Origin of the sequence: Afifella sp. H1R (assembly GCF_021462425.1) — a bacterium.
GTDB lineage: Bacteria > Pseudomonadota > Alphaproteobacteria > Rhizobiales > Afifellaceae > Afifella > Afifella aestuarii.
Window position 1 is genome coordinate 570478 of record NZ_JAKEDY010000001.1, and the last position, 12255, is coordinate 582732.

At 61.5% G+C, this 12255-nt stretch carries 10 protein-coding genes; 7 read left to right on the top strand and 3 right to left on the bottom strand.

The window, feature by feature from the left end; all coding sequences use genetic code 11:
* Positions 1-37 precede the first annotated feature (37 nt).
* Positions 38-643, bottom strand: a complete 606-nt coding sequence (locus L0F51_RS02610) for a response regulator transcription factor (RefSeq protein WP_234627823.1) — start codon at positions 641-643, stop codon at positions 38-40.
* Positions 636-2921, bottom strand: a complete 2286-nt coding sequence (locus tag L0F51_RS02615) for an ATP-binding protein (RefSeq protein WP_255701264.1) — start codon at positions 2919-2921, stop codon at positions 636-638. Before L0F51_RS02615 ends, L0F51_RS02610 begins: the two co-directional genes overlap by 8 nt.
* Positions 2922-3408: 487 nt before the next feature.
* On the opposite strand from L0F51_RS02615, the gene ppsR reads away from it, so the two are divergent.
* A complete protein-coding gene (ppsR, locus tag L0F51_RS02620) occupies positions 3409-4764 on the top strand; it encodes a transcriptional regulator PpsR (protein WP_234629314.1) in 1356 nt (451 codons plus the stop codon).
* Positions 4765-4792: 28 nt separating this feature from the next.
* On the opposite strand, the gene L0F51_RS02625 is transcribed toward ppsR, so the two are convergent.
* A complete protein-coding gene (locus L0F51_RS02625; RefSeq protein WP_234627825.1) occupies positions 4793-5443 on the bottom strand; it encodes an alpha/beta hydrolase in 651 nt (216 codons plus the stop codon).
* 204 nt (positions 5444-5647) lie between these two features.
* Here L0F51_RS02625 and L0F51_RS02630 point away from each other — a divergent pair, with 204 nt between their 5' ends.
* From L0F51_RS02630 to L0F51_RS02655, 6 genes are all read left to right on the top strand, one after another.
* Entirely contained in the window at positions 5648-6781 is a 1134-nt protein-coding gene (locus L0F51_RS02630) for a cysteine desulfurase family protein (RefSeq protein WP_234627826.1), read from the top strand.
* A 19-nt stretch (positions 6782-6800) separates the two neighbouring features.
* The gene (gene sufB / locus L0F51_RS02635) at positions 6801-8330 is read left to right on the top strand and encodes a Fe-S cluster assembly protein SufB (protein ID WP_234627827.1); all 1530 of its coding nucleotides are present in this window, start codon (positions 6801-6803) and stop codon (positions 8328-8330) included.
* A gap of 84 nt (positions 8331-8414) precedes the next feature.
* Positions 8415-9167: a Fe-S cluster assembly ATPase SufC gene (gene sufC, locus L0F51_RS02640; RefSeq protein WP_128293919.1), complete on the top strand. Its 753-nt coding sequence runs from the start codon at positions 8415-8417 to the stop codon at positions 9165-9167.
* The gene (gene sufD / locus L0F51_RS02645) at positions 9167-10489 is read left to right on the top strand and encodes a Fe-S cluster assembly protein SufD (RefSeq protein ID WP_234627828.1); all 1323 of its coding nucleotides are present in this window, start codon (positions 9167-9169) and stop codon (positions 10487-10489) included. The genes sufC and sufD overlap by 1 nt, the downstream gene beginning before the upstream one ends.
* A 67-nt stretch (positions 10490-10556) precedes the next feature.
* Positions 10557-11792 carry a cysteine desulfurase gene (locus L0F51_RS02650; RefSeq protein ID WP_234627829.1) on the top strand — a complete coding sequence of 412 codons (1236 nt, stop codon included), beginning with the start codon at positions 10557-10559 and terminating at the stop codon, positions 11790-11792.
* Between the two features lie 11 nt (positions 11793-11803).
* Positions 11804-12223, top strand: coding sequence for an SUF system Fe-S cluster assembly protein (locus tag L0F51_RS02655; RefSeq protein WP_234627830.1), 420 nt, complete (start codon positions 11804-11806; stop codon positions 12221-12223).
* The last annotated feature ends 32 nt before the right edge of the window (positions 12224-12255 follow it).

The window sequence follows — 12255 nt, forward strand, 5'->3', positions numbered from 1 at the left end:
AACTGCGTATGCCTAAAATGCCGATCGCAGAGACGCGTCAGCGCATCATCCGGATGAGATCTGCAAGCCCGCGGGCTTCGAGTTTCTCTCGAATGCGGGCGCGGTGGATCTCGACCGTGCGTTGGCTGATGCCGAGCTCGACTGCAATATGCTTGTTGGTCATGCCAAGGACGAGGTGATCGAGAACCTCACGTTCTCGTCCGGTCAATCGCGCCAGCCGCTCTGAGACGATATGCGGTGGCAGCTTCGAAGACGGGCGGTTTGCCAGCTGGTCGGATGCGGCGCGGATCGCGCTGAGCAGCTGCTCTTCCGAACCGGGTTTCTCGATGAAGTCGACCGCACCGTTCTTCATGGCTTCGACCGCGAGCGGGACATCGCCGTGGCCGGTCAGGATCACAACGGGGATCCCGATGCCACGTTCGGCCATCGTCTTCTGCAAGTCCATGCCGCTCAAACCGGGCATTCGCAAATCGATGAAGGCACACAGCCCCTTATCGGCGTCGACGGCCTCCAGAAAACTCTCGGCGGAGGGAAATGCCTCGGTTTCAAATCCGTGCGCGGAGAGAAGGGCGCCGAGCGAATGACGGACGGACATCTCGTCATCGACGATATAAACCACTCTGCCGCGGGCGGCATCACGCATCGTCTGGATCCGTAATTCTCAGCGTGAAGACGAAAGTTGCGCCTTCGCCATTCTCCTGCATCCAGATCCGCCCGCCATGTGCTTCGACGATGGAGCGGCAGAGCGACAGGCCGAGGCCCATTCCGCTTGTGGTCGAGTTGTGAAAAGGCTCGAAGAGCGTGTCTTCCATTTCTTGCGGGACGCCTGTTCCAGTGTCGCAGATGCTGATCTCCACCAGCGGCGAGGCATTGCGGATCGATAACGTCAAGCGCCTCATCTTGCTACCGGCCATCGCCGTGATGCTGTTGCGCGCGAGGTTCAGGATGACCTGAACGATCTGGACAGGGTCGGCGGAGAGAGGAGGGATATCGTCGGCGAAATCAAAGACGATCTCAGGGCGAGGTTCGTTGCTCGCGGCGAGGGCGAGCTCGACCCCTTGCCGGACCACCGCTTTGAGATCGACCCGCTCCATGGTGATCTCTCTTTGACCGATGAAATTGCGCAGGCGGCGGACGAGGTCTGCAGCGCGCGCTGATTCGCTGACGGCGCTCTCCATAAGGCCGCCGATATGGGCGGGTACGGCAATCCCGTGATTGCGCAGCTCTTGCCGGGAGGCGTTCACGTAATTGCTGACGGCTGAAAGGGGCTGGTTGAGTTCATGCGCAAGGGCTGAGGCGAGTTCGCCCATCGAACGGTCCTGCGCCGCATCCATCAGCATCAGCCGCAGCCGCGCCTCTTCGGCCTCCGCCCTGCGCATCGCCGCTGTTGCGGCGCGCTCGCGATCGAGACTGTTGATGGCAAAGAGCGCGCGCCGCGTGATGCGGAGGATCTCGCCATCGGTTTCCGTGAACGGCTTGCTGTGTCCGCGCCGCTCTTCAAGCCACAGCGCGAAGGAACCTCGGGGAGACAGGCGGGTCGAGCCGTCCTCTGTCCGGATCGCGATCTTCTCGGGCTTGCCGGCCCATCGGATCGTCTCGCTAAACGCTTCACGGAAGAGAATGAGCCAGTCGGAGCGATCTTCGGAGAGCTCCATCATCGCGGCGCCGGCGATATCGTTGCCGAGATTGTCGACGCCGAGGAGCTCATGCAGCTGATCGCAGGTCGCGATCCCGCTCGACATTCTTGCAGCCAGCGGGGCGTAGTCGAAATCGCCGACAGGGACCTTTCCGATCGCCAGGACATCGTCAGCGAGCTTCAAAAGCATGCCCTGCGCGCTCAACTGGTTGAGCAGGTCGTCTGCGTGCGCCTCGATGGCGTCACGCAAAGGCTGGCCGCTTATCGCCTCCCGCTCGATCGCAAAAGCGGTCTTTTCGGCCCGGATGCTGTCGCGAAGTTGGCTCGTGTTCTCCAGACTGTGCAATAGAGCGGAGATCGTTCCGCCGATCAGCTCACAGGCCCGCAATCTGCTCCAGGACAGTTCGAGCGGGCTATAATGGTGGCAGGCGACAAGGCCCCACAGCTTGTTCTCGGAAATGAGCGAGATCGAGACGCTGCCCGCCACCCCCATATTGTTGAGGTATTCGACATGCACCGGCGCGACCGCGCGGAGCTTCGAATAGGTGAGGTCGAGAGGGGCCTGCGATTCCGCATCCGCGACAGTGCCGCCGCGCGTCATGATGGGAACGGGCTTCGCGTTGATGTCCGCGATCACGCGGATCACGTTGCGCACGAAATGACGCCGAGCCGGATCGGGGATGTCGGATGCAGGATAGTGGAGGCCGAGAAAGCTGTCCGGACGGACCGTGCTTTCGGCAATGACTTCGCCGTGCTGGTCCGCCGCAAAGCGGTAGATCATCACGCGGTCGAACCCCGTCGCCTCGCGCAGGATCTGCGCGCCCACTTGCGCGAGGTCTTCCAGGGTATCGGGGATGATCAGCTCGGAAATGACCCGCTGGCGCAGGACTTCGTCCTCCCAGACGCTGCCCAAGCGGCTTTCCGGCCGGACGAATTCCAAAACGAGCCAGTCACCGCAACGGTGCGGAAAACACTCGAGTTCGACGGGCTCACCGTCGGCAGACCGGATCTGCAGAAGGGCAGGCCGAAGAAGATCGGGCACTGTCGGAGCGAGGCGCCGCGCCAGAAGCGCCTCGCAGCCGTCCGCGCCAAGCAGCTCCGCCAGCGGCAGTCCCAACAGCGAAGGGTAGTCCCGTCCAAAATAGATGCGCGTGTTGGTGCTGGCGTATTCGATCGTCAATGATCCGGCATCGACCGCGATGAGGCAGCCGATCGGCTGGATCGCACCGATCATATGAATAGGCTCTGTGTCGCAGGCGCTGAGATCAACCGGACTGTTCAGCAAGCGGCCGTACCCCTTCGAAACGGTGTGGCGTCAGCTCTTCCACGCAGGGCGACCAAGCGACGCATCAAGACAGCGAAATTGCGCGGATGGAGGCTCAACGGCAACCCCGCGACGGACAAAAGTGCGACACTGGGGCACATGGTACAAACGAGGGACCAAAGTTCGTTTCTCTCGAATGTGCAGATTTGTCGGGATCTTGAGCCATTGAAGCCAGGCGTTGCATCTGGAAAGCACTGCTCGTTGTGAAGCCCGGGATCCTGGGCACGAATATCTGCCCTGCGATCGCCACGCGTAAATGTTGCACGTGGGCACTGGACAAACCCTTCATAAAGGGAAACGTTCTCAAGAACATGCGTCTTGTCAACGTGCACTGGACGGGGTTTTTATCCAAATCGCCGCAAGCCGCGGTGCTGCCGCTCGACATCCGGCTCTCAATCGTTGAACTCAGATGACCTTGTATCCTCACAGCCTGTCACCCCTTGTGCAGATGGATTCTGTCGCCGTCGCATCCCTGATTTCGGCGATTGCGGATCTCGCTCTAGTTGTGGGAAAAGATGGTACGATTAGCGACATTTCGCACAATCTTGAGTCCGTCTCCGGCGAAGAAATCATGCGGTGGTGCGGCCAGCCCATCGAGAATCTTGTCACGGTCGGTAACCGTACCCGACTGCGCCGGCTGATCGATTCGGCGCGGCGCGGTCGTCTCCTCGAACGTGTGGACGTCAGCCACCCTCTCAAAGCTGGCGGTGAGCTGCCTGTGCGGTATTCCGCTCTGCACATCGATGGCGGCGACCAGGTGGTTCTTATCGGCCGCGACCTGCGTCTCGTCGTCGAGCTGCAGTCGCGTCTTCTGGCCCATGCCCGATCGATCGAGCAGCATGCCCGCAGCCTGCGGCAGGCCGAAGCGCATTACCGGCTTTTGTTCGAGACGGTCTCTGAGGCCATCGTCGTCGTCGATGCGGATAGCGGAAAGGTGCGCGAAGCCAACGCTCAAGCCGCGGTGCTCCTGGGCGTTCCGGGCAAGGCGCTGAGCGGGCGGAAATTCACGGCGCTCTTCCGCAGCAAGCAAAGGCCGGATGTTGACGCCATGCTCCAGGCCGTCGGCGAGACAGGGTCGCCGCTCACGATCGAGGTCGAGGCAGAGGGACGTGTTTCGCTCTCCGCCGAGGCGTTTCGCGCCGGCGACCTCCATTTGGTGATGGTGCGGATTGCAACGGCGGAGGAGGAGACGGCGCCGGAATCCGATCTTGTCGCGCTTGTCCGCAACGCGCCGGAAGCGGTCATTCTCGCCGATGAGGATGGCAAGATCGTCTGGGTGAACGAGACGTTCCTCACGCTTGCAGACGTGCCCTTTGCCGCCAACGCGGCCGGGCGTCATCTCGACGATTTTCTGTCGTGGAGCGGGCTGACCCAGGATGTGCTTTTGCAGAACGTGCGCCGCCACGGACGATTGCAGAATCTCTCCGGCATCATTGGCGGCCGTAACGGTGAGACGGTCGCCGTGCGCTTTTCCGCGCTCACTCTGCCGGAAGGCACGACGCCAGGTTATGGGTTTGTGATGCGGCCACTCAGCCCGGATGAGACACAGACGGGGGTCGAATCCAGCGATCTGGTCCGGGCGGTCGAGAATCTCGTCGAGATGATCGGCTATACGCCGATGAAGGATCTCGTCCGTGATACGACCGACGTGATCGAAAAAATGTGCATCGAGGCGGCTCTAAACCTGACGGGAAACAACCGCACGGTCGCCGCGCGAGTTCTGGGGCTGAGCCGCCAGACCCTTTACCTGAAGATGAACCGCTTTGGCCTCGTCGGCCCCGATGATGAGGCCGGCGAGGACTGAGAGCCCGGCGGGGCTCGTTGCGATCAGCTCAAGCCTCGACCTGGGCGAGCCGCTTTTCCAGATAGTCGCTGCAATTGCCGATGAGCTCGTCGACCTGACCCTCGAAGAAGTGGTTCGCGCCTTTGACGATCTGCTGATCGATGACGATGCCCTTTTGCGATTTCAGCTTGTCGACCAGAGTCTGGACGGCCTCCGGCGGCGCCACGCGATCGTTCTCGCCGTGGATGATGAGCCCCGAAGACGGGCAGGGCGCGAGGAACGAGAAGTCGTAGATGTTCGGCTGCGGCGCGATGGACATGAAGCCTTCTGCTTCTGGCCGGCGCATCAAGAGCTGCATGCCGATCCAGGCGCCGAAGGAGAACCCGGCGATCCACACGCCGCGCGCATCGGGGTGCAGCGTCTGCACCCAATCGAGAGCGGCTGCCGCATCCGACAGTTCACCGACGCCGTGATCAAAGAAGCCTTGACTGCGCCCCACCCCGCGGAAATTGAAGCGCAGAGCGGTGAAGCCGCGCTCCTGGAACATATAGAAAAGGCGATAGACGATTTGATTGTTCATCGTCCCGCCGAATCGCGGATGCGGATGCAGCACGATGCCGATCGGGGCAGTCTTCGTCTTTCCCGGCTGATAACGGCCTTCAAGACGACCGTCGGGGCCGGGGAAAATCACTTCAGGCATGGTTCACTGGGCTCTCAACTCGCTGGGTCGGGAAACTTGCATCTTAGACGGAGGTTTTGTTGACTCCGTTCGAACCCCTCCCTAAAACTTAGTTTGGAATGGTTCAAAAGAAATGCAGCGTCCCCGCTCGTGGCGGGAGCGTATCTAAACACTATGTGTTCGTTCGGTTGCAAGAACAAAGCAGCCGACCGGCCGGGAGCCGTGATGAGTCGGGCTAGAACCTATCTGGACGCAAATGCCACCGAGCCGCTTCGCCCGCAGGCGCGTGAGGCGATGCTTGCGGCTCTCGAACATCCCGGCAACGCGTCCTCGGTGCATGGTGAAGGGCGATGGGCGCGCGATCTGATCGAAGGCGCGCGCGAAGCCGTCGCCGCACTTTTGGGAGCGAAAGCCGCAAACATCGTCTTTACCAGTGGCGCGACCGAAGCCGCCAATTGGGCACTGACCCCGATGGCGCCGGATGAGCGCCTTTATCTCAGTGCGGTCGAACATCCCTGCGTTCTTGCCGGCGGCATGTTCGCTCCGGACAGGACGGCGTCCGTGCCGGTGCGCGGTGACGGCGTTCTGGATATCGAAGCATTGCGCGCACGGCTCGCTGCCGACGCAACCGAATCTCGTCCGGTTCTTGCCTTGATGGCCGTCAACAACGAGACGGGGGTGGTACAGCCCGTCGCCGAAGCGGCGGCTGCCGTGCATGAGTTCGGCGGGCGGGTGATCTGCGATGCCGTCCAGGCGGCCGGCCGCATGCCGCTGTCTCTCGAAGAGCTCGGCGCCGACATTTTGTTTCTCTCCTCGCATAAGCTTGGAGGCCCGCAGGGCGCCGGGGCGCTGGTGGTGCGGAGCGACGAGGCGTTCCCGAAGAATCTGTTGAAGGGCGGAGGCCAGGAGAAGCGCCGTCGTGCTGGCACCGAAAACCTCGCCGCGATCGCCGGTTTCGGCGTTGCAGTGCAAGAGGTGCGCCACCATGTGTCGCACATGGAGAGGCTGCAGGAGCTGCGCCAACGGCTTGAGCAGGGTCTGCGCAAAATTGAGGCGCGCACTTTGATTGCCGGCGAAGCGGCTGAGCGGGTCGCCAATACGGTCTTGTTTGCAACGTCGGGCATGGCCGCGGAAACGCTGGTGATCGCATTCGATTTGGAGGGTGTGAGCGTCTCCTCCGGGTCTGCCTGTTCATCGGGCAAAGTCGGCGACAGGCACGTGCTGCGCGCCATGAATTTTGCTGCTCCAAGCGCTATCAGGGTCAGTCTTCCTTGGAACGCGGACGAGCGGGATATCGATCGTTTTCTTGACGTGTGGCAGACCATCCATCATCGGATGAACCTCGGCCGGGCGGCTTGAACCAATAAAGGAGAACTGAATGCCAGCCGTTCAGGAGACCATTGAGCAAGTTAAGCAGATCGACGTCGACAAGTATAAGTACGGCTTCGAAACGCTGATTGAGTCTGACCGGGCGCCGAAGGGGCTCGATGAGAGCACCGTGCGTTTCATTTCTGCCAAGAAGGGCGAGCCGGAATGGATGACCGAATGGCGTCTTGAGGCTTACCGGCGCTGGCTGACGATGAAGGAGCCTTCCTGGGCGCGGGTGAAGTATCCCAAGATCGATTACCAGGAGCTCTATTACTACGCCGCTCCGAAATCGATGAGCGGACCGAACTCGCTCGATGAGGTCGATCCGGAGATCCTCGCGACTTACGAGAAACTCGGAATTCCTCTGAAAGAGCAGGAGATCCTCGCCGGCGTCCGCAAGGCCGACGAACCCTCCGCGATAGACGAGGATTCCGAGACGCCGCCCGCCGGCGGTGAGGGGCGTCCGGTCGCGGTCGACGCGGTGTTCGATTCCGTCTCCGTTGCGACGACCTTCAAGAAGGAGCTCGCCAAGGCGGGCGTCATCTTCATGCCGATCTCCGAGGCGATCCGCGAATATCCTGACCTCGTCAGAAAATACCTCGGCTCCGTGGTGCCGGTCACAGACAATTTCTTCGCGACGCTGAACTCCGCGGTCTTTTCCGACGGTTCCTTCGTCTACGTGCCGAAGGGCGTGCGCTGCCCGATGGAACTGTCGACCTATTTCCGCATCAACGAGCGCAATACGGGTCAGTTCGAGCGCACGCTGATCATTGCGGACGAGGGAGCCTATGTCTCCTATCTCGAAGGCTGCACGGCGCCGATGCGCGATGAGAACCAGCTCCACGCGGCTGTCGTCGAGCTCGTTGCCCTCGACGATGCCGAGATCAAATATTCCACGGTCCAGAACTGGTATCCGGGTGACAAGGACGGCAAGGGCGGCGTCTACAACTTCGTGACGAAGCGCGGCGATTGCCGGGGCAAGAACTCCAAGATCTCCTGGACTCAGGTCGAGACCGGTTCGGCGATCACCTGGAAATACCCGTCCTGCATTCTGCGCGGTGACAATTCGGAAGGCGAATTCTACTCGATCGCCATTTCCAACGGTCACCAGCAGATCGATTCCGGCACGAAGATGATCCATCTCGGCAAGAACACGAAGAGCCGGATCATTTCCAAGGGCATCTCGGCGGGCAACTCCAACAACACCTATCGCGGCCTGGTGTCGGCGCATCGCAAGGCTTCGGGGGCCCGGAACTTCACGCAGTGCGATTCGCTCCTGATCGGCGAAAACTGTGGGGCTCACACCGTGCCCTACATCGAATCGAAGAACGCCGGGGCGATCTTCGAGCACGAAGCGACGACGTCGAAAATCTCCGACGACCAGATGTTCTACTGCCAGCAGCGCGGCATGAGCGAGGAGGAAGCGGTGGCCCTGATCGTCAACGGCTTCGCCCGTGAGGTCATCCAGAAGCTGCCGATGGAGTTCATGGCCGAGACGCAGCGCCTGATCGGTATCTCGCTGGAAGGCAGCGTTGGCTGATCGCGAGCGGCTCTTTGCGAGCCGAGTTTTCAAGACATATCAGGGCTCTAGCCCTGAAGGCTGAATCAATTCAGGAACAAACGCATGCTTGAGATCAACGACCTGCACGCCAAGGTGGCGGAAGACGACAAGGAAATCCTGCGCGGCCTCTCTTTGAAAGTCGGAGCGGGAGAGGTGCATGCCATCATGGGCCCGAACGGGTCCGGCAAGTCGACGCTGTCTTATATCCTGGCCGGCAAGGAGGATTATGAGGTCACCGGTGGATCCGTCACCTTCAAGGGCGAGGACCTTTTGGAGATGGAGCCCGACGAGCGGGCCGCGGCCGGCGTCTTCCTCGCCTTCCAGTATCCGATCGAGATCCCGGGCGTCGGCACGATGACCTTCTTGAAGACGGCGATGAACGCGCAACGAAAGGCGCGCGGCGAGCCGGAGTTGACGACGCCGGAATTCATGCGTCGCGTGAAGGAAGTGGCTGGCGAGCTCAACGTCACGCCGGAGATGCTGAAGCGCCCGCTCAATGTCGGGTTTTCGGGTGGTGAAAAGAAGCGCAACGAGATCCTGCAGATGGCGCTTCTCGAGCCGTCGCTCTGCCTGATGGACGAGACGGATTCCGGCCTCGACATCGATGCGCTCCGTGTCGTGGCCGATGGCGTCAACAAGCTGCGCTCGCCCGATCGCGCGATCGTCGTCATCACCCACTATCAGCGCCTGCTCGAATACATCGTGCCGGATTACGTGCATGTTCTCTCGCGAGGCCGCATCGTGACGTCCGGTGGGCGCGAGCTGGCGCTCGAGCTGGAGGCGAAGGGCTACGCCGATTACGTGGAGGCCGCGTAATGGCCGAGCCCGAACGCACGCGCACAAAAGCCGAGGAGGCGCTGGCTCACCATTTTGCAGCGCTTTCCGGCGACGACCCGATACGGGACATGCGCACCACGGCCTTCGATGCCTTCATCGAGAAGGGCTTGCCGAACCGCCGCGTGGAAGACTGGAAATATACCGACCTGCGTCGGCTGATGACGGACGCGCCGGCGCCGGCCGAGCCCGTCAATCCGGAGCGCGCGCGTCACCTGGTCGATCAGGCCGATATTTTCGCCGATATCGACCGCGCCCGCATCGTTTTCGTGAACGGATATTTCGTGCCGCCGCTCTCGGATTTGAGCGGGGTCGAAGATGCGCTGGATTTCGCTTCCCTGGGCCGTTTTCTGAACGACGGGGGCGCTCTCCTGGAGCGCAACGAGCAGGTCGATCCAGGTGAAGCGCCGGTCTATGCGCTCAACAGCGCCTTCGTGCGCGATGGCGCCGTGATCCGTATTCGCGAAGGCGCAAAGCTCGCGAGGCCGCTTGAGATCTGCACCGTCTTTGCCGGGAATGAGCCGGGGCTGCAGACGCTCCGCCATCAGGTGACGGTGGGAGACGGAGCGGAAGCTGTCATCCTGCAAAGCTACGTCGGTCCCGACGGCGTCGGCTACCACACCAACGTCGTCTCCGACATTCGCATCGGCAAGGGCGCGAAGGTGAAATGGGTGAAGGCGCAGGAGGAGGGCGACCAGGCGCTCCATCTTGGTCTCATCCTGCCGCGTGTCGAGGCCGACGCGGTGTTCGATCCGTTCTTCTTCGCAGCCGGCAGTGCGGTCGCTCGTTCCGAGATCCGAATGATCTTCGACGGCGAGGGGGCCACCTCCGGCATCCGCGGGGCGACCATTGCGAGGGGCCGCCAGCATCTCGACACCACCTTGATCGTCGATCACGCGGTGCCGGAATGCGTGAGCCAGGAATTCTTCAAGTCGGCGATCGACGACGAGGCGCGTGGCGTTTTCCAGGGCCGCATCAATGTCTGGCCGCACGCGCAGAAGACCGAAGGCAAGATGATGAGCCAGGCTCTGCTTTTGTCGGAGAACGCGGAGTTCTCCAACAAGCCGGAGCTCGAAATCTTCGCCGATGACGTGGTGTGCGGCCACGGCGCAACCTGCGGCCAGATCGACGAAGAAATGCTTTTCTTCATGCGCTCTCGCGGCGTTCCGGCCGATGAGGCAGAACGTCTGCTGGTGCATGCATTCCTCGCCGAGGCGATCGAGGAGATCGCAGACGACGACGTGGTTGCGGCACTTGAGGCGCGCACACGCCGCTGGCTGTCGCTCGGAGGCGAGGTCCGCTGACGAAAGCTGCCGCAACCTGCGGCAGCCATTTTGCGAATAGGCGCTTCGGCGCGAGAGGACGGGGCTGATGCTGACAAAGAACGCCACCTACGACGTGGAGGCTGTGCGGGCCGATTTTCCGGCGCTTGCGCTGGAGGTCTATGGCAAACCGCTCGTCTATCTCGACAACGGCGCTTCGGCTCAGAAACCGCAGGCGATGATCGACGCCGTTTCGCGGGCCTATGCCGAGACCTATTCCAACGTTCACCGCGGCCTTCATTTCCTCTCGAATGCGGCGACCGAGGCCTACGAGGATGCCCGAGAGACTGTGCGCGGCTTTCTCAATGCCACATCGGTGGACGAGGTAATTTTCACGCGCTCGTCGACGGAGGCGATCAACCTGGTCGCGGCGTCTTATGGGAGCATGGCGATCGGAGAGGGGGACGAGATCGTCCTTTCCATTCTCGAGCACCACTCGAACATTGTGCCTTGGAACTATCATCGCGAGCGCGCCGGCGCGGTGATCCGCTGGGCGCCGATTCGCGAGGATGATTCGTTCGATCTGGAAGCCTTTGAGCAGCTTCTCAACGATCGCACCAAAATGGTTGCCGTGACTCATCTTTCCAATGTCACGGGAACGGTCGTGCCGATCCGGGAGATCTGTCGGCTTGCCCATGAGCGCGGCATTCCCGTTCTCGTCGATGGCAGCCAGGCCGCCGTGCACCTGCCAATCGACGTTCAGGATCTCGGCTGCGATTTCTATGTCTTCACCGGCCACAAGACCTATGGACCGACCGGTATCGGAGTCCTCTGGGCGAAACGGGAATGGCTGGAGAAAATGCCGCCGTTCCTCGGTGGTGGAGAGATGATCAAGGATGTGACGCAGGAGGGCGTCACCTATGCGGAACCGCCGCATAAATTCGAGGCCGGGACGCCGCCGATCGTTCAGGCGATCGGGCTGGGCTCTTCGCTCAAGTACATGCGGGAGCTCGGGCGTGAGAAAATTGCGGCCTATGAGCACGTGCTCAAGGAGTATGCGCACGAACGGTTGGGCGAGATCAATTCGCTCACGATCTATGGGCATGCTCCGGATAAGAGCGCCATCATCTCTTTCAATCTCGAAGGCACGCACCCACACGATGTCTCGATGATTATCGACCGGGAAGGGGTAGCGGTGCGTGCGGGCACGCATTGTGCGCAGCCGCTTCTCACCCATTACGGGACGACCGCCACGTGCCGTGCGTCTTTCGGCCTCTATAATACGAAAGCAGAAGTCGATAAATTGGCGGAAGCCCTGATGAAGGCGCAGACCTTCTTCGCGTGAGGATAAGAGCGATGGATGAGACCACGCACAAGGACGAAACCGACGCCGCGGCGGTGCCCTCTGCGCAGGTGGACGAGGCGCCGAACTCTCCGGATATCGACGCTTCGGCTATTCCGCCTGACGAGGTTGAGCGCCTGAGCCAGGATATCGTGGCGGCTCTCAAAACCGTGTACGATCCCGAGATCCCGGCAGACATCTATGAGCTTGGCCTGATCTATAAGGTCGATATCGACGATTCGCGCCATGTGAACATCGACATGACTCTCACGGCGCCGGGCTGTCCGGTGGCCGGCGAGATGCCGATCTGGGTGGAGAACGCTGTTGCCTCCGTCCAGGGCGTTTCCGGCGCGACGGCAACGATGGTCTTCGATCCCCCCTGGACGCCGGAACGGATGTCGGATGAGGCGAAAGTCGCGATCGGTTGGTGGTAGGGTCCGGCGCCGCTTGACGTCGGCTGCCTCGC